The sequence below is a fragment of the Nitrosospira sp. Nsp11 genome (assembly GCF_900142705.1).
Lineage (GTDB): Bacteria > Pseudomonadota > Gammaproteobacteria > Burkholderiales > Nitrosomonadaceae > Nitrosospira.
In genome coordinates this window covers 48,213-65,595 of sequence record NZ_FRBV01000003.1, presented here as the reverse complement: position 1 = coordinate 65,595, position 17,383 = coordinate 48,213, and the positions used below count along the sequence as shown (strand labels likewise).

Sequence of the window (17,383 nt, the reverse complement as noted above, 5' to 3'; positions counted from 1 at the left end):
AATAGCTGCTCAGTTTCGCTATTTATGCGGTGCCAGAAGGAAGACACTTTCCTGTAACCGACTTAAGCCACGTGCCTGAAAGCGTGGTTCTTGCGCGAGCACGTCCATTTGCGACAGCTGGCGTGTCGTGAACTGCTCGTGGTAGAGCGCTTCGACTTCGTTCGCAGAAACCGCAAACGGGGGGCCTGCCATTTCCTGTTGGGGATAATCCAGAGTGATCAGCAGGATTTGCGCTGCGGGCGGTAGAATGTTCAACAAGTGGCGTGTATAACGTTCGCGCATTTCCGGCGGCAGCGCGATTAGAGACGCACGATCGTACACCGCGCTTGTTTTCGCCAGGTCGTGTTTGCTCAAGTCAAAAAAATCCCCGCACAGGATTCGTATGTCATTAGCATCATAGCGGTCGAATTTTTCGCTGCTGGCGTGGTTAGGAATGTAGCCGTTCTCCTTGAAGAATGCTTGCACTGCGACCGCACTGGTTTCCACACCTAGCACTGCACATCCTTGTTCACGAAGCCACAACATATCCCGGCTTTTTCCGCACAGCGGCACGAACACTTCGCTGCCGGCGGCGAGATGTAACTCCTGCCAGTATTGGCGCAAATAGGGATTGACCTCGTTTTGGTGAAAACCGGTTTCTTCCTGCTTCCAGCGCTCCTGCCAATAATCTTTTTCCATTTTTATATCCCGATCACTCGTACGGCGCAATACGCTACGCTTATCGCCGCCTTACACGTTATGTCTCTTTACAAGTAACGCCAACCGATGAGCTATTTCTCTGGATATGCAGAACATTCAGGCTGCGGGTTATGGTTGTGCAGTTACGATGCGAGTTGTGAAATGGTCCACTTCAGCATGATACCCATTTTGTCGCCCATTGCGTGCATCACGTGGCTTGAAGGATTGCCGCCATCGTGCGATGTAATCACGCACATCCAGAGGATTTCCCTCGCGTATAGCAATGACCCACTAGAAGCGATGGCTGATATAAAATAGGCTGAAATATTCAAGTGCATTTCAAGAGACGGGCGAAACGTGAGATTGAATTGATCGAATGATGAAATCCGTTAAAGATCAGTTAGAACAAAAGACATGCGGATGGGGTCCGTCCCCCTATGGATGAACATGCAAATGCAGGCCAGGCGCTGCGCGAGCGTCTGAAAGAAATTACCTGCCTCTACGAGATTCGCCGGGGCTTGGGGCCGGAATTATCGGTGGATAACGTCTGCCAGCAGATTTTTGAGCACCTGATACCGGCCATGCAATTCCCGGAAATCGCAACCGCCGTGATCGAACTTGATGGCAGGTGCTTCACTTCTGATAATTACCGTGAGGGCCGCAAACACGAACTGCACTCGAAGATTAACGCCAACAACGAACTCTGCGGCCAGTTGCGTGTTTTCTATCCCGAGGAAACTCCATTCCTGGTGCCGGAAGAGCAGCGGCTCATCGACACAGTCGCGACCGATCTGGAGAGGTGGTTCGAGCGGAAACAGATCGATGAGGCGCTGCGCGAGCGTCTGAAAGAAATCACCTGTCTCTACGAGATTCGCCGGGGTATGGGGCTGGAGCTATCGGTAGATAGTGTTTGCCAGCAGATTTTTGAGCACCTGATACCCGCCATGCAATTCCCGGAGATCGCCACGGCGATGATTGAACTCGATGGCAGGCGCTTCACTTCCGATAATTACGGCCGGGGCTCCACACACGAACTGCACTCGGAGATTAACGCCAACAATGAGCTCTGTGGCCAGTTGCGTGTTTTCTATCCGGAAGATACGCCATTCCTGGTGCCGGAAGAGCAGCGGCTCATCGACGCGGTCGCGACCGATTTGGAGAGATGGCTTGAGCGCAAACGTCTGGAACAGACACTGGTTTCCATAGCAGAAGAACACCAGCGTTCGATCGGCCAGGAATTGCATGATAATCTCGGGCAGCAGATTGCGGCGATTGGATATCAAGCCAAGGCGCTGGAAAAAAAAATATCCGTATCGGGAAGTGGGGATGTGGCAACGGTTGCCGCATCCATCGCCGCCCAGGCACAGGTCGCCGTGATGCAATGCAAGCAGCTCGCGCAGGGGTTGCTTCCGTTTGAGCTGGAGACTAATGGCCTGATGGACGCGTTGCGGGAATTCGCGTCGAGAATCGCAGTTACCTATAAGATTACTTGTGATTTGATATGCAAAAATAATGTCATCGTCAAGAATAAGAATTTTGCGCTTAACCTTTACCGGATTGCTCAGGAGGCTACCAATAATGCGATACGTCATGGCCGCGCGCGGCATGTGACAATTTCGCTGATTTCAGAGGAAGGAATGCTCCGTTTATCGATCCGTGATGATGGCAGCGGCTTTTCCGATTTCAAAAAAAAATGCGGGGCAACCCCGGGAATGGGCATTAAAATTATGCAATATCGTGCCCGGCAGCTTGGCGCGACGTTGGAATTCCTGTCGCACCCGGAAGGGGGAATGGAAGTGCGGCTCGCAATGCGAATGGTGTAGGAGTTTTCCCGTATGTCAGCCTTGAAAGCACAAGTAATGCTGGTGGACGATCACGCCATGTTGCGGCATGGTATGGCGATGCTCATCAATCTTGAGCCGGACATGGAGGTATTTGGTGAGGCGGGCGACGGCGAAGAAGCACTAGCCACCCTCAAAACAGGGCATCATGCCGATATCGTTTTAATGGATGTGTCTCTCAAGACCCTCTCTGGTTTTGAGGTCATAAAAAGCATACACATTCCGATGCCGGCATTACCCGTACTCGTCGTTTCCATGCATGACGAGGGCGTGTATGCTGAACGCGCTTTGCGGGCGGGCGCGCGTGGCTACGTAATGAAGCAGGAGCCGGGTGAAGTGCTGATAACTGCGATCCGCGAGGTGTTAAGGGGAAATATTTATCTGAGCAAGCCCATGCACGCCAGGCTGTTGAACCGGGTCGCGACTGGAAATTCGGAGTCTGAGCCGTTGGTCAACAGTCTGACTCCGAGCGAGTTCGAGGTACTGCACTTGATCGGATCCGGGCATAGCAGTCAGGAAATTGCCAAGTTGCTTAGCCGTAGTATTAAAACTATCGAAACGCATCGCTTCAACATTCGTACCAAATTGAACCTGAAAGACGGTGCGGATTTGATACGTTATGCCACCCACTGGATTTCCGAACCGCAATAGCAGGCATTGCCTTGGGTTTTACGTCAGATTGTCCGATGTTTCTGTCTGGTTTTCTTGGGCGACCCATATACTGTCAACTTTTATATAGCAACTTCTGTCATATAAAAGTTGCATAAGGGTTTCCCTTAGCAAAAAACCAGGGTTTCCCCAATATATTTGGTGGTATGAACCGAGTTAGCATGAAGCTACCTTCATTCTATTTGGGTTCCATCGTGAAAACAAAATCAGGAACATTCGTTGTGATCTTGTCTGCGCTTGGCTTGTTGGCTTCCTGCGCGCAAATGAGTCCTCTCGAAGCGCAGAATGACAATATTCACAGAGCTGGAAAGAGTGCGAAAACTTATGCCGACCACGATAAACTGGCGAAGCAATACCAAAATACCGCCCAAGAAATGCTGAAAAAGGCGGAGGAGCAAAAGAAACTGCTTCAGCATTATGAAGAAAAAAGCTATCTTTATGGCAGACAGGCACAAGATAAACAATCGCATACCGCAGCTTTGCTGCACAAATACAAGCGAACCGCCGAGGAAGACATAAAGCAGGCGGCCTTTCACCGGCAAATGGCATCAAAACTTGCCCCGCGCGATTACGCCACGCCGGCGGAAAACCGGCGGGAGCGAAACCACGAGAGCAACGCGATGGTCGAATCTGATCCCAACGAGCAGATTTGAAGTTTCGGCAACTCCTATAAAAAGGTGGGGTACACGATCAGGGAACATGATGCGCTCAAGTTTTGCAGGAACCGATAAGCGATCAACGCAGTTGCGTTGAGGCTTCAGCTGGATGTAGATTGGCTGAACGCCACAACGTGATCCGCCTCCAGCCTGATACCGATTTTCTCGCCTATTGCATGATTATGGTGGCTGGGTACCAGTGATAGGGCAGTTCCACCGCCGGGCAGGCGCAGCGTGTACATGATGTCGGCGCCCCGGAAAGCCTTGTGCATCACGGCGGCTTGAAGGGGGCTGGCGTCATCGTGCACAATGTCATCCGGGCGTATGAGCACATCCACGGGATTTCCCTCGCGACATAGTTGGCAGTCCGGCATGCATTGATGCGGGACCTCTCCTGCCAGAGTCCCTAACTCGATTTCCACGTGATGCGGATCCAGTATTTTGCCGGGGAGAAAAACGCCTTGGCCGATGAAATTTGCAACGAACCGGTTGGCGGGCCTGTGATAGAGATTGTAGCCGGTATCCCATTGCTGGATTTCGCCCTGGTGCATGACACCGATCTCGTCGGCAATGGCAAAAGCCTCGTCCTGGTCATGCGTTACCAAAATAGCCGTAGCATTCTGACTCTTGAGAATGTCGCGCACCTCCAGGCTCAAGCGGCCACGCAGTGTCACATCCAGATTGGAGAAAGGCTCATCCAGCAACAGCAAATCAGGCTTTGGCGCCAACGCCCGCGCGAGGGCCACGCGCTGTTGCTGACCGCCCGAGAGTTGATGCGGATATTTACCTCCTACATCAACAAGGCCGACGGTTTTCAACATCTCGTGGATGCGTGCCGCGCGCTCCGTTTTTTGCATCCGATGCAGGCCAAAGCCAACATTGGCCAGAACGGTCAGATGGGGAAATAATGCATAGTCCTGGAACACCATGCCGATGTGCCGCCGTTCCGGCGGCAAGACAAAACCTGCGCTACTTATGACAACGCCATTGAGCGCAATCTCTCCGGTCGAGATGGGCTCAAACCCGGCGATACATCGCAATACCGTTGTCTTGCCGCACCCGCTCGGCCCCAGCAGGCAGCCGATGGCGCCTTTTTTTAGCACGAGCGATAAGTCGTTTACGACTGTTTGACGGCCATAGGCATGCCGGATATTTTTGAGCTCAAGCAGCGCGTTCATGGGCAATCGTTCAAATCAACTTTCGGTTTGCCGCATAAAAAATATCAGGGGAAGCAGGCCTGCCAGTACCAGCGTCACGGCAGGTAATGCGGCCTGCTCCCATTGGCCTTCCGTCGTCATTTCGAAAATCCGCACGGCGAGGGTGTCCCAGCCAAAAGGCCGGGTCATCAACGTGATGGGCATCTCTTTCATGACATCCACGAATACGAGCGCGGCGGCGGTGAATATTCCACCCTTCAGAATGGGCAAGTGTACGCGGCATAGTGTTGCCCATCCGCTCAAACCAAGTCCCATGGCTGCCTCATCGATACTGCCGGTCACACGCTGCATGGCGCTGTCTATGGGGCTGTGGCTGACGGCGAGAAAGCGCGTCATATAGGCAATCAGCATCGTGAAAAGAGTGCCCTGGATGAGCAAACCGGTTTCTATATGAAATAACTGCATAGCCATTTCGCTCAGCCAACTATCCAGCCAGGCTATGGGGATGAAAATTCCAACCGCGAGAACGGCACCGGGCAGAGCATATCCAATAGTGGATATGCGCACTGCGCCGCGAGTGGCGGCGTCCGGGTAGCGTCGCGCGGCGTAGACCATGAGCAGCGCGACGGCACAAGTGAGCAGGGCGGCAAAAGTGGATAATAGCAGCGAATGCCAAAGAAATTCCACGTAACGCTGGTCGAAATCACGTTCGATAACGCCCACGGCCCAAATGCCCAGTTGCATGACCGGCAACAGGAACGAAAAAAAAAGCGTGCCTGACGCAAGCCCTGATACCAGCCATGCGCGCCAACCGGAGAGCGGAATGGGAGTCGCCTTTGCACTTTGCCTGGTTTCGGCATAGCGCATGCGTGAGCGAAATTGCTGCTCCACAACTATTACGGCAAAAACGATGACGATCAGCAGTGAGGCGAGCTGGGAGGCTGCGGTGAGGGAAAACATCGCAAACCAGGCTTTATAAATAGCAGTGGTGAAGGTATCGTAATTGAAAACCGCTACCGTACCGAAATCGGCAAGCGTTTCCATTAGAGCCAGCATTGTCCCGCCTGCAATCCACGGGCGCGCCATTGGCAACGCCAGCTTGAAAAATCCTTGCGTGCGATTAAAGCCGAGCGACTGGGCAGCCTCCAGCGAGCGCTTGCCTTGTGTGAGAAATGCATTTCGCGCCAGCAAATAAACATAAGGATAAAACGCCAGGACCATGACAATGATAACGCCCAGCCTGCTGCGTATATCCGGAAACCAGAATCTGTCCGGTCCCAGCCAGGCGCGCAGCGCCGTTTGCACCGGGCCGATGTAATCGAAGAGGCCCAAAGCCACGAACGCGGTAACATATGCGGGAATGGCAAGCGGCAGCAATAATGCCCACGAAAAGAATTTACGACCGGGGAACTCGCACACCGCGGTAAACCAGGCCAGGCTCACCCCCAGCAATGCGGAACCGGCGGAAACACCCACGGCGAGCCAGAACGTATTGACCAACAGGCCGGCCAGTGTCGTTTCAACCAAGTGTTGCCAGACATCGCCTGCCGGTACGAACAAGGACGAGATGACCGTGCCAACGGGTACGAGTACTACCGCAGCTACCAGAAAGGGGATTAGACGCCAGCCGTGCGAGACCCGATAGGCGGAGCTTGAGGCGCTTGAAAAGCCATTTTTCGTGCCTGAATCAGTCTCCGTTGAGCTAAGCGTTTCATCTCTCACATCCTTGACGCCTTATCGATAGCCCGCGCGATCCATCAGTTTTACCGCTTCTGCCTGCAATTCCCCGGCTGTGGTTACGTTTATCGTATTTTGCCTGAAGGTGCCCCAGGCTGCGACAGCGGGGTCGGGCTTCACCCTGGGGTTGACAGGGTATTCCATATTCACGTCGGCAAAGAGATTCTGGGCTTTTTCCGATGACAGAAATTCAAGCAACCTGATTGCGGCGGGTGCGTTATGCGCGTATTTGGTAATCCCCGCCCCTGAGATATTGACGTGAACGCCGCTGCCTTCCTGGTTAGGCCAGAAAATCGCAAGTGGCAATGCCGGGTTTTTTTGCATCAGGCGGCCATAGTAATAGCTGTTGGCTATAGTGACATCGCATCGTCCCGCGGCGACGAATTCCATTGCCTTGGTTTCGTCGGACAAAGGATCGATAGCGAGATTGGCGACCCAGCCTTTGATAATTTCTTCGGTCCTGACCGCGCCATGCTCAGCGATCATCATCGCGACCAGCGACTGGTTGTATACTTTCTTGGAAGTGCGCAGGCACAACCGTCCTTTCCATTGAGGCTCAGCCAGCGCTTCGTAGGTAGAAAGATCCGAAGGCTTTACTTTCTGTGTGTTATATATGATAGTGCGGGCCCGCACGGACAGGCCGAACCACTGATTTTGGGGATCACGGAGGTAGGCGCGAACATTTGCGTGGAGCGTTTTTGACTCGACAGGTCTTAACAGTCCTTCTTGAGCGGCCTCCCACAAATTGCCCGCATCCGAGGTGATCAGCATGTCGGCAGGTGTGTTTTTTCCTTCCGCCTTGAGGCGCGCCAGCAATGGGCCTTCTTTGTCAGTGACGAATTTTACGTTGATGCCGGTATCTTTGGTGAAAACGTCGAACATTGGTTTGATGAGCTGTTCGATCCGGGCGGAATAGACTACTACTTGCTCTGCGTGAGATGCGCTGGCGCCAAAGAAAATGGCACAGCAAAATATTGCAGTAATATATTGGCTGAAGAACCGTTGAATAAGCCTCCGAGTTTTCCCACCAGGGCGTGAGGGCGACCTATAATGTATTTTATCGGTAAAATGGGATATTCCCTGCACCGCGATCCCCGGCATCATCGTAGAAGCGTACGATGATGCCTCCGTCGGGACCCTTGTCGTCCTCCCGATTTTTCCGGTAAAGTTGCCAGCCATGCGCTCAATGCAAGTCTTGTTCAGATATTTTTTTAACCAGGCATTTAACATCGTTATTTACTCCGGATATCAACAGTGAGATCGATCAAATCTTATTATAAATGATAATAATTATCAGTAGAGCATCGCATTAAATATACCATGGATAAACTACAGCCGAGTCCGCCTAATATTCGCTTGCAAGAGCTTCTTGCTATTCCGGAAAGACAGCGTACCGAGGCCGAATGGGATGAGATCAACGAGCTTGAAATTACGCTTACTCCCGTCAATCGCGCCATGACTTCCGAGCGAAGCACCTCGGAGCGGAACAACGCAGAGAGAAACGCTTCGGAACGAAACGCCTCGGAGCGCAGTTCTTCTGCTGAGCGAAACGTGCGGCGCAAGGGGATGCCGACCCCTGATCAGTTCAAATCCCGTGATGGTACACAAGGGAAGCGCCCCCTGAAGAAGCTTCGCAAGAGGCCGAAACCCGCCGCGCCGCAGTAACGGCACGTTGCCATGGATAAGCTGTACAGATAGCCCGCTAGGGCTTATTACTTATTTTATTGAAGAGCGTCAATGGGAGGTTTATGCAACTTACCACTACCCCGAGCATTGAGGGAAAGCGCATTACGAAATACTGCGGAGTCATCGCCGGCGAAGCGATCCTCGGCGCCAATTTGTTCAAAGACCTCTTTGCCGGAATCCGTGACCTTGTGGGAGGACGCTCCGCAACCTATGAAAAAGAGCTGCAGCGCGCGCGGGAAATCGCGCTTGACGAGCTACAGCGACGCGCTCAGGACCTCGGTGCAAACGCGGTAATCGGCATCGATATCGATTACGAGATAATGGGCAAGGAAAATGGGATGCTGATGGTTTCGGCTAGCGGGACGGCGGTAATCGTTGAATAAGCGCTACGAAAACCCAATTCTCCGAATTAACCAAGCCTCTATCGACGGATGAAAGCGGGTTTTACTTGCGGGCAACTGTTAACTGGCAAGATTGTATCGGTTAACAACGGCTGCTATGCTGGAGAGCAGGCGCTTACCACGGAATTGGCTTACCATCATAAGCGATGAATTTCCCCGAATCCGCCGAGGTGAGATCACTGATGACGCGGCGCATGCCGGATACGCTTTCTGCTGTGGAGATTAATGCGTTCTTGCCACCCATATCGGTCTGCACCCATCCGGGGTGCAGTACCACCGCAATGATTCCCGCTGGTTTCAGGTCAATTGCAAGGCTTTTAATAACCATATTTACCGCCGTCTTGCTGGACCGGTACAGGTAGCTGCCGCCGCTGTCGTTCTCCGCAATGCTGCCCATCTTGCTGCTGATGGTCACGATAATTTTTCGACTGCTTCTGGCAACATGCGAGTTAAACGCTTGGGCCATCTTCAGCGTTGCCATGGTATTAACACGAAATTCATGGGCCCAAGCCTCATAATCGATACTATTGAAAGTGCCCGCGTGAGAGCCGGTATAAATTCCGGCGTTGTTGAGCAGCAGATCGATCGGCTCGGCGGCTGACGACTGCGCCAATCCCTCTATTTGCGCATGATCAGCAACATCGAGCGCATGCACGGTGACCTGCTCAGGATAGCCGGCGGCCAGCGTATTGAGCGCACCTGATTTTTCAGGATGACGAGTGCAAGCTAAAATGCGCCAGTCCTCTGCGGCATACTGCCTGCAAAATTCCAGCCCAATCCCGCGGTTGGCTCCTGTGATTAATACAGTTTTCATATTTCTCTCCTCATGCGCCTGCCTGCAGGTGAATAGCGCTTGGTAGTCAACGGGAATATACCCGCGCTGCCTGATGCTATAAAGAAATATCGGCGGCTAATATGTTGGGTAACGAGATAAACCGTTTAATTGCTTTCTCGCTCATTATGTATAAAAAGTGAAACGAATGGCAATATAAAAGGAGCGAAGGATATGATTCAGCGGATTGCACTGGTAACCGGCGCGTCCAGCGGTATCGGAAGGGCTGCGGCCGAGCTTCTTGCCCAAAATGGTTATTATGTATTTGCCGTGGCGCGGCGCTTGTACAGGCTGGAAGAGATTCGTTCTGATCGCATCGAGCCGATAGAACTGGATGTGACCGATGAAGAAGGCATTAACCGTGCAGTGAGTCACATTATATCGACCAAGGGGCGTATCGATGTGCTGGTCAACAACGCGGCACTCTGCCAGTTAGGCGCTATCGAATGTGTTTCGATGGAGGCTGCCCATCGGCAGTTCGAAGTTAACGTTTTCGGCTATGCACGGTTCATGCAAGCAGTCCTCCCGCATATGCGGGAGCAGAAATCAGGATCGATAGTCAATATCGTTTCGGCGCTGAGCAGAATATCGGTGCCGGGTTTTGGTTGGTATGCGGCTACCAAGTATGCCATTGAAGCGCTAACCGATGCCCTGCGTGGCGAGGTGATGGAGTTCGGAATTAAAGTTGTGCTCATTGCGCCTGGCATAATAAAGACAGAGTTTGTTCCCAACCAGCTAAGGTTGTTAAAGACCGTTGCGCATCCGCCAGCCTACAAGAAACTTCTCGACGGCGTGCATAACCTTCTGGTTGGCGAACCCAGGGCGCCCGGTCCGGAAATTATCGCTAAGGCGGTGCTTGATGCCGTCACGTCTTCGGTTCCACCGGTAAGGCATGCGCTCCCCTTCGATTCCAGAATCTCGGTCATAGCCAGGTGGCTGTTGGGTGGCCGCATCTTTGCCTGGACGGTCCGGCTACAGATGAGATTCTCCAGGCGGTAACAGCCTTGGCAATTGGAGGACCGGAACTATCGATTCATTCGATAGCTAGCTTCCTTCGCGTTTTAACAGGACAGCTTGCTGCCCGCTAACTCGCGTCGTCAATCCGCCGGCGCTTCTTTCGATGCAGAAAAGAGATCCCATGCAGCGATGAAGAGCGCCGCAATTACGGGTCCGATAACGAAGCCGTTAAGACCGAAAAGGACCATGCCTCCCAAGGTTGAGATGAGAATCACATAGTCGGGTATTTTTGTATCCCTGCCGACGAGTATGGGGCGCAAAATGTTATCCACGAGCCCGATCACGAGCACGCCGAAAGCGATGAGGGTGACGCCCTGCCAAACAGCACCGGTAAAGAGAAAATAGATCGCTACCGGCACCCAGATCAGTCCGGCTCCGACTGCGGGCAACAGGGAAAGGAAGGCCATCACAAAGCCCCATAGCAAGGCCCCTTGAATGCCGAGGAACGAAAACATTATTCCACCTAGCGTGCCTTGCGCCGCGGCAACAACAACGTTGCCCTTTACGGTGGCGCGAATAACGGTAGTGAACTTGCTGAATAGATGCCGCTTGTGCTCCATGCTGAGCGGTATCGCTTGTTTGATCCTGATGGAAAGAGCAGCGCCGTCGCGCAGCAGGAAAAACAGCAGGTACAGCATAATGCCGAAGCTGATGACGAATTCAAAGGCGTTCTGGCCGATGCTGAGAGCGTGCATTGCGATAAATTGGCTGCCCTGCAAAGCGCCGGTCGATAGCATATCCTGCAGCTCGGAAATATTGGTGAGCCCGAGCCGGTCCAGAACGTTGGTGACCCAGGGTGGCATAGCTCCCATGATCTGCTGAAAATAAGCACCGAAATTAAGCTGTCCAGACCGGATTCCCTGGTAGACGATGGATCCTTCCTGTAGCAGCGAAATCGTCATTATCGTAACCGGAAGAATCACTATGATCAGGCAGAGCAGGAGGGTGGTGAGCGCGGCAAGATTTTGCCGCTGGTTCATGACGACCAGCAATCTGCGATGAAACGGAGTAAATATGATGGCAAGAACCGAGCCCCAAAATACTGCGCCATAGAAAGGCAAGAGAATCCACCCGAATGCTACGGTAACGAAAACCAATAGGAGCAGGAAAGTTTTTTGTTGGAGCTCCACAGAATTCATATAATCCAGATAGTCAGGTAAAGAGCGTGATTTGTAGCGCGAATCGTATCTTAACTCAGCCCCAGGATAGATAGTGGTGTTGAAAGAAATGAGACTAAATTTGCCCAGTTAAACTGTATTCAGGGTACGGCAATGGCCGGGTTGGTGGCTCCGTTGGGAAGCGCCCGGCATACTGATATGCATACGAATGCCTGGCTGAATTCCCGTCTGGATGGCTACGGCTGAAGCGCGCAGGCGTTGAATGTACCAATGACAACGTCTTCCGTTTGAATTGACTATGAAGGCGGAAAGGTGACACTTTAATATCGAACCCGCCGGATTCGACGAGCGGATAAGCTGTGCCGCATCAGGCGAATGAGCCTGATTTATTTATATCAGCTTTTTGGCATTGCATTCAATCCTGCCTGTGCAATTTGCGCATCCTCGTGGGATCTCACACCGCTTACTCCTACAGCGCCGATGAACTGGCCATCCACTATGATGGGTAAACCACCTTCGATCGGCAGGGTTCCGGGCAGGCCGAGATAACGCAGGCGTCCGTCAGCGACGTGTTCTTCCCACACCTTAGTGGGACGTCGAAATGCAATCGCCGCGCAGGCCTTCTGAATTGCGACATCGACGCTGCCGAACTGAGTATTGTCGAGGCGCAGCAGGTAAACCAGGTGAGCCCCGTCATCAACGATTGCAATCACCACCGGCCAGTTATTGCGCCTGGCTTCCGCTTCCGATGCAGCGGCAATAATTTTGGCATCATCGAGCGTGAGGGCGATCTTATTATTCATGACTATCCATCTGGCAGGCGACATTGTGAACGTCAAATCGATGAAAGTCGGTATCGAATGGGACGCAAAATACGTTGTTGCTGACTGGGGTCGGGTTTCGGTTCAAGCTTGAAGTGACGAAATACATGATATTCCTCACCAAATATATAACGCCCGGGAATCGGGAAAGATTGAAAAAGCGGGTATGCAATTTTTAGTGTACCAAAAAAAAGCACGCCATAATTTCTCGGCGTGCCTTGTCTGCGAATAAAAGGCTCATAGCAATGGGACAATCAATAAGGCAACAATATTCATGATCTTGATGAGCGGGTTAATCGCGGGGCCGGCGGTGTCTTTGTAGGGGTCGCCGACAGTATCACCGGTCACCGCCGCTTTATGCGCTTCCGAACCCTTGCCGCCAAAGTGGCCGTCTTCAATGTATTTTTTGGCGTTATCCCAGGCTCCGCCCCCGGCAGTCATGGAAATCGCTACAAAGATACCCGTGATAATAGCGCCAATCAGGACACCACCCAAGGCGACGGGGCCGAGCAGGAGGCCGACGAGCAAGGGCACGGCAACCGGCAGCAACGAGGGGATAATCATTTCCTTGATGGCGGCCTTTGTTACCATATCCACTGCTCTGGAATAGTCCGGCTTCGCGGTACCTTCCATGATCCCGGGAATTTCCCTGAACTGGCGGCGAACTTCCACCACCACCGAACCGGCAGCCCGACCGACAGCCTCCATCGCCATGGCCCCGAACAGGTATGGCACCATGCCGCCGAGGAACAAGCCGATGATCACCATGTGATCGGATAAGTCAAAATTCAAGAGCTTGCCGCCCGTGGAAAGCGCATGAGTGTAATCGGCAAACAGTACCAGCGCGGCCAAACCGGCGGAGCCGATGGCGTAGCCTTTCGTTACCGCCTTGGTAGTGTTCCCTACCGCATCCAGCGGGTCGGTGATATCGCGTATCTCCGATGGCAAACCTGCCATTTCCGCAATTCCGCCGGCATTGTCGGTAATGGGTCCGTAGGCGTCGAGCGCCACGATGATACCTGCCATCGATAGCATCGAGGTGGCGGCGATAGCGATGCCATAAAGGCCCGCCAACTCCTGGGCGCACCAGATGGAGACGCAGACGGCAAGTACCGGAGCGGCGGTCGATTTCATGGACACACCCAGACCGGCGATTACGTTGGTGCCGTGACCGGTGCTGGACGCTTCCGCGATATGCTGTACTGGCCCATATTCGGTAGAGGTGTAGTATTCGGTAATCCACACCATGGCGGCAGTCAACACCAGACCTACGAGCCCGGCGAGGTATAGATTCATCGATGAAACCAGTTTGCCGTCAATCATCACTCCTTCGCCCAGCATCATCGTCGTGATGGGATAAAAGGCGACCGCAGCCAGTACACCGGCAACCGAGAGACCGCGATAAAGCGCGTTCATGATCTTTCCGCCCTCACGCGCTTTGACGAAGTAGCAACCGATGATGGAAGCGATAATGGAAAATCCCCCCAGCACCAGCGGATAGAGAACCGCATTAGGACCGGCGTCTGTGATCAGCAGTCCACCCAACAGCATGGTAGCAATAATGGTCACGGCGTATGTCTCGAACAGATCGGCAGCCATTCCCGCGCAGTCGCCTACATTGTCCCCCACGTTGTCGGCAATGACTGCCGGGTTGCGCGGATCATCCTCGGGAATGCCGGCTTCGACCTTGCCCACCAGATCGGCGCCTACGTCGGCGCCTTTAGTAAAAATGCCGCCGCCGAGACGAGCGAAAATGGAGATCAGCGAGCTACCGAAAGCCAAACCCACCAGGGCGTGAGTCGCATCTGATTCATTGGTGCCCAGGCCGGCGGTAAGGAAAGCATAGTAGCCGGCCACGCCCATCAAGCCCAGACCCACCACAAGCATGCCGGTTATCGCGCCGCCTCTGAACGCCACGTTCAGCGCTGCATTGAGACCTTCTCTTGCAGCTTCTGCGGTACGGACATTGGCTCGCACCGAAACGTTCATGCCGATATAACCTGTCAGCCCCGACAAAAAAGCACCGATGAAAAACCCGACAGCGGTTTTCCAGCCCAATGCCAGGAAAATGGCCACCAGTAGAATCACCCCAACGATACTTATGGTCGTGTATTGGCGATTCAGGTATGCCGAAGCCCCTTCTTGAATGGCAGTAGCAATCTCCCGCATGCGTTCGTTGCCTGTTGGCAACGCGACAATCCATTTTATCGAAACCACTCCGTACAGGAGCGCAGCCATCGCACAAGCAATCGCGATAATTAAACCAGTAGCCATTTAAACCTCCAGTTAAGTCGGACTGCTCGAAAACGCACACGGAATTCCTAATCCCATCAAGCTTGAAGGGGTTTAAATCGTGAAGTCCCCCAGTTTTTTTGCTACCGCCACGTTCTTCAGTCGCACATAGTCCGGTAAGCCCTCCTTATAGGGAGGGTAATCCTCTCCCTGGATAAGGGGGACCAGATATTCCCTGCATTTGTCGGTGATGCCAAAGCCATCCTCGCTGATGAAATTCTCGGGCATCATTTTCTCAACGTTGGCAACCTCGGAGAGTTGCGCCATGCCTACCTTCCACACATAAGGATGACTGGAAACGCGCTCTATGGTAGGCATTACGGCGTTATGTCCATCGATGGCGAATTCCACCGCGGCCTTACCCATCGCATAAGCCTGCTCCACATCGGTTTTCGAGGCGATATGGCGCCCGGCGCGCTGTAGATAATCCGCTACTGCCCAATGGTATTTAAGGCCGAGCTCCTCCCTGACAATATTCGCCACCACAGGGGCAACACCACCCAGTTGAGCGTGACCGAAAGCATCACGGATACCCTGGTCGGAAAGGAATTTGCCGTCTTCCCCTTTTACGCCTTCGGATACCACTACCGAGCAGTAGCCAAATTTCTTGACATTGCTATCCACCTTGGCGATAAATTTCGCTTTATCGAAGGGGATCTCCGGAAAGAGAATGACAACCGGGATTTCACGGTCGACACTGGATGCCAGGCCGCCTGCCGCAGCAATCCATCCGGCATGACGTCCCATCACTTCCAGGACAAATACTTTCGTCGATGTTTTTGACATGCTGGCGACGTCGAAGCTGGCTTCGAGCGTGGACACGGCGATGTATTTTGCCACCGAGCCGTAGCCGGGGCAGCAATCTGTAATGGGAAGGTCGTTATCCACCGTTTTCGGTACATGAATGGCCTGGATGGGATAGCCCAGCGTATCGGCGAGCTGTGAGACCTTGAGGCATGTGTCAGCGGAATCACCGCCGCCATTATAAAAAAAGTAGCCGATGTCATGCGCCTTGAATACCTCGATCAGTCGTTCGTACTCACGCCGGTTTTGTTCGAGACTTTTCAATTTGTAACGGCAAGAGCCGAACGCTCCCGAGGGAGTATGGCGAAGGGCGCTGATTGCCGAGGCGGAATCCTTGCCGGTGTCGATCAGATCTTCAGTCAGGGCGCCGATAATGCCGTTGCGGCCTGCATAAACCGCGCCTATTTTCCCTTGTTGCTGGCGGGCGGCTTCGATAAGGCCAGCGGCCGAGGCGTTGATGACGGCGGTGACGCCGCCGGACTGCGCATAAAAAGCATTTTTTGCTACCATGATTTTCCCCTGATTATTCTAAAATTTTATCTGCTGCGCATTACGCCGATGCGTTTGCTGCCCGGGCAGCCTGTCGGACTTAAAGGAAATCGGCTGCAAAAGGGTCTGGGTGGGTGATATTTCGCTGATTTTCGACCAATAGATATTGACCTTCAAAATCCTCAAAATCTGCCCTCACCCAGTCACTTTTTCGCTGCGATTCTTCAAGTCCGACAGGCAGTTAGTGCTACCGTCCTGGCCGCGCAACGATGCGCCAGGCTGCAGCTTGTTAAGGCTGCTGCTGTGTTGCTGTTCACGGATTAAAACGGCGGCGATATCATAAAGCTCAAGTCCGCCAAGGTTCTTGCTTGAGGTTTATTTTAGTGAAGCAAAAATGGCGTCGCGAATATTTTCTACCGATCCTACCCCCGCTATTTTGACGTACTTGGGGGCGCCCCTTCCGCCGTTGGCTGACCAATTAGCATAATATTCTACCAATGGTTCGGTCTGGGCATGATAGGTTTCCAGCCGTTTCCTCACGGTTCTCTCTTTATCATCGTCGCGCTGTATCAGTGGCTCGCCGGTTACATCGTCTCTCTCATCCATGGCGGGCGGATTGAATATCACGTGATAAATACGGCCCGAGGCGGGATGCAGGCGCCGGCCCGACAAGCGCCTGATGATCTCTTCGTCAGGCACGTAAATTTCGATCACAAAATTGATGGGTACGCCGGCGGCCTTCATTGCATCCGCCTGGGGAATGGTGCGGGGAAAACCGTCGAAGAGGAAACCTTTTACGCAATCGGGCTGTGCAATGCGCGCTTTGACCAGCCCGATAATAATGTCATCGGAAACCAGCCCACCCTCATCCATGATTTTCTTGGCCATGATACCCAGTTCGGTACCCGCCTTGACTGCCGCGCGGAGCATGTCGCCCGTGGATATCTGGGGAATGCCGAAATGTTCCTTGATGTAATTGGCCTGCGTCCCTTTTCCCGCGCCGGGGCCGCCTAATAGAACAATTATGATTATTTCCCCTTATCTCTTTCCATGATCTCCACCTTATAAGGCAGAGCTAGAGGTATTTCTTCATTATTTCCGATAAGTATAGCGCAGCCGAGCATGAGGCTTGAACTTTTTGCTTCAATTTTATGAATCGAGAGGCTTCAATATATTCTTCCTGCT

Annotated in this window: 16 protein-coding genes; 6 read left to right on the top strand and 10 right to left on the bottom strand. The window is 53.0% G+C overall.

All coding sequences use genetic code 11. The features are described from left to right. Window positions 1-18: 18 nt before the first annotated feature. The gene (locus tag BUA28_RS05665; protein WP_072767158.1) at window positions 19-678 is read right to left on the bottom strand and encodes a thiopurine S-methyltransferase; all 660 of its coding nucleotides are present in this window, start codon (window positions 676-678) and stop codon (window positions 19-21) included. 437 nt (window positions 679-1,115) lie between these two features. Here BUA28_RS05665 and BUA28_RS05660 point away from each other — a divergent pair, with 437 nt between their 5' ends. The 3 genes from BUA28_RS05660 (at window position 1,116) to BUA28_RS05650 (ending at window position 3,841) form a co-directional block, all read left to right on the top strand. After that, window positions 1,116-2,501 (top strand): sensor histidine kinase, encoded by a 1,386-nt coding sequence (locus tag BUA28_RS05660; RefSeq protein ID WP_256598245.1) that lies wholly within the window; start codon window positions 1,116-1,118, stop codon window positions 2,499-2,501. A 12-nt stretch (window positions 2,502-2,513) separates the two neighbouring features. Then, window positions 2,514-3,170, top strand: coding sequence for a response regulator transcription factor (locus BUA28_RS05655; protein WP_072767157.1), 657 nt, complete (start codon window positions 2,514-2,516; stop codon window positions 3,168-3,170). A gap of 179 nt (window positions 3,171-3,349) precedes the next feature. Next, window positions 3,350-3,841 carry a hypothetical protein gene (locus tag BUA28_RS05650; RefSeq protein WP_256325301.1) on the top strand — a complete coding sequence of 164 codons (492 nt, stop codon included), beginning with the start codon at window positions 3,350-3,352 and terminating at the stop codon, window positions 3,839-3,841. Between the two features lie 104 nt (window positions 3,842-3,945). Here BUA28_RS05650 and BUA28_RS05645 read toward each other — a convergent pair whose 3' ends face one another. Genes BUA28_RS05645 through BUA28_RS05635 form a run of 3 tightly spaced genes read right to left on the bottom strand, consistent with a single transcriptional unit; the run spans window position 3,946 to window position 7,722 of the window. After that, window positions 3,946-5,022 (bottom strand): ABC transporter ATP-binding protein, encoded by a 1,077-nt coding sequence (locus BUA28_RS05645; protein ID WP_072767156.1) that lies wholly within the window; start codon window positions 5,020-5,022, stop codon window positions 3,946-3,948. Between the two features lie 15 nt (window positions 5,023-5,037). Continuing rightward, window positions 5,038-6,723 (bottom strand): ABC transporter permease, encoded by a 1,686-nt coding sequence (locus BUA28_RS05640; RefSeq protein WP_083569889.1) that lies wholly within the window; start codon window positions 6,721-6,723, stop codon window positions 5,038-5,040. 12 nt (window positions 6,724-6,735) lie between these two features. Next, entirely contained in the window at window positions 6,736-7,722 is a 987-nt protein-coding gene (locus BUA28_RS05635) for an extracellular solute-binding protein (protein WP_072767301.1), read from the bottom strand. A gap of 336 nt (window positions 7,723-8,058) precedes the next feature. On the opposite strand from BUA28_RS05635, the gene BUA28_RS05630 reads away from it, so the two are divergent. After that, entirely contained in the window at window positions 8,059-8,403 is a 345-nt protein-coding gene (locus tag BUA28_RS05630; protein ID WP_072767155.1) for a hypothetical protein, read from the top strand. Between the two features lie 83 nt (window positions 8,404-8,486). Next, a complete protein-coding gene (locus BUA28_RS05625; RefSeq protein ID WP_072767154.1) occupies window positions 8,487-8,807 on the top strand; it encodes a heavy metal-binding domain-containing protein in 321 nt (106 codons plus the stop codon). 133 nt (window positions 8,808-8,940) lie between these two features. Here BUA28_RS05625 and BUA28_RS05620 read toward each other — a convergent pair whose 3' ends face one another. Then, complete coding sequence (locus BUA28_RS05620) at window positions 8,941-9,639, bottom strand: SDR family oxidoreductase (RefSeq protein WP_072767153.1); 699 nt, start codon at window positions 9,637-9,639, stop codon at window positions 8,941-8,943. A gap of 192 nt (window positions 9,640-9,831) precedes the next feature. On the opposite strand from BUA28_RS05620, the gene BUA28_RS05615 reads away from it, so the two are divergent. After that, window positions 9,832-10,656 (top strand): SDR family NAD(P)-dependent oxidoreductase, encoded by an 825-nt coding sequence (locus BUA28_RS05615; RefSeq protein ID WP_072767152.1) that lies wholly within the window; start codon window positions 9,832-9,834, stop codon window positions 10,654-10,656. A gap of 98 nt (window positions 10,657-10,754) precedes the next feature. Here BUA28_RS05615 and BUA28_RS05610 read toward each other — a convergent pair whose 3' ends face one another. The 5 genes from BUA28_RS05610 to adk form a co-directional block, all read right to left on the bottom strand. Beyond that, entirely contained in the window at window positions 10,755-11,813 is a 1,059-nt protein-coding gene (locus tag BUA28_RS05610; RefSeq protein WP_072767151.1) for an AI-2E family transporter, read from the bottom strand. A gap of 374 nt (window positions 11,814-12,187) precedes the next feature. After that, the gene (locus BUA28_RS05605) at window positions 12,188-12,595 is read right to left on the bottom strand and encodes a GlcG/HbpS family heme-binding protein (RefSeq protein ID WP_072767150.1); all 408 of its coding nucleotides are present in this window, start codon (window positions 12,593-12,595) and stop codon (window positions 12,188-12,190) included. 255 nt (window positions 12,596-12,850) lie between these two features. Next, the gene (locus BUA28_RS05600; RefSeq protein ID WP_072767149.1) at window positions 12,851-14,887 is read right to left on the bottom strand and encodes a sodium-translocating pyrophosphatase; all 2,037 of its coding nucleotides are present in this window, start codon (window positions 14,885-14,887) and stop codon (window positions 12,851-12,853) included. A gap of 72 nt (window positions 14,888-14,959) precedes the next feature. Then, window positions 14,960-16,219, bottom strand: a complete 1,260-nt coding sequence (locus BUA28_RS05595) for a 6-phosphofructokinase (protein ID WP_072767148.1) — start codon at window positions 16,217-16,219, stop codon at window positions 14,960-14,962. A 354-nt stretch (window positions 16,220-16,573) separates the two neighbouring features. Then, window positions 16,574-17,227 carry an adenylate kinase gene (adk, locus tag BUA28_RS05590; RefSeq protein ID WP_072767147.1) on the bottom strand — a complete coding sequence of 218 codons (654 nt, stop codon included), beginning with the start codon at window positions 17,225-17,227 and terminating at the stop codon, window positions 16,574-16,576. Window positions 17,228-17,383: the final 156 nt, after the last annotated feature.

Excerpts from the sequence above, each read along its gene's own strand:
- BUA28_RS05650 (WP_256325301.1), top strand. The coding sequence starts at position 3,350 with ATGAAGCTACCTTCATTCTATTTGGGTTCCATCGTGAAAACAAAATCA.
- BUA28_RS05610 (WP_072767151.1), bottom strand. The coding sequence starts at position 11,813 with ATGAATTCTGTGGAGCTCCAACAAAAAACTTTCCTGCTCCTATTGGTT.
- BUA28_RS05645 (WP_072767156.1), bottom strand. The coding sequence starts at position 5,022 with ATGAACGCGCTGCTTGAGCTCAAAAATATCCGGCATGCCTATGGCCGT.
- BUA28_RS05655 (WP_072767157.1), top strand. The coding sequence starts at position 2,514 with ATGTCAGCCTTGAAAGCACAAGTAATGCTGGTGGACGATCACGCCATG.
- BUA28_RS05595 (WP_072767148.1), bottom strand. The coding sequence starts at position 16,219 with ATGGTAGCAAAAAATGCTTTTTATGCGCAGTCCGGCGGCGTCACCGCC.
- BUA28_RS05660 (WP_256598245.1), top strand. The coding sequence starts at position 1,116 with ATGGATGAACATGCAAATGCAGGCCAGGCGCTGCGCGAGCGTCTGAAA.
- BUA28_RS05600 (WP_072767149.1), bottom strand. The coding sequence starts at position 14,887 with ATGGCTACTGGTTTAATTATCGCGATTGCTTGTGCGATGGCTGCGCTC.
- BUA28_RS05605 (WP_072767150.1), bottom strand. The coding sequence starts at position 12,595 with ATGAATAATAAGATCGCCCTCACGCTCGATGATGCCAAAATTATTGCC.
- BUA28_RS05625 (WP_072767154.1), top strand. The coding sequence starts at position 8,487 with ATGCAACTTACCACTACCCCGAGCATTGAGGGAAAGCGCATTACGAAA.
- BUA28_RS05615 (WP_072767152.1), top strand. The coding sequence starts at position 9,832 with ATGATTCAGCGGATTGCACTGGTAACCGGCGCGTCCAGCGGTATCGGA.
- BUA28_RS05630 (WP_072767155.1), top strand. The coding sequence starts at position 8,059 with ATGGATAAACTACAGCCGAGTCCGCCTAATATTCGCTTGCAAGAGCTT.
- BUA28_RS05620 (WP_072767153.1), bottom strand. The coding sequence starts at position 9,639 with ATGAAAACTGTATTAATCACAGGAGCCAACCGCGGGATTGGGCTGGAA.
- BUA28_RS05665 (WP_072767158.1), bottom strand. The coding sequence starts at position 678 with ATGGAAAAAGATTATTGGCAGGAGCGCTGGAAGCAGGAAGAAACCGGT.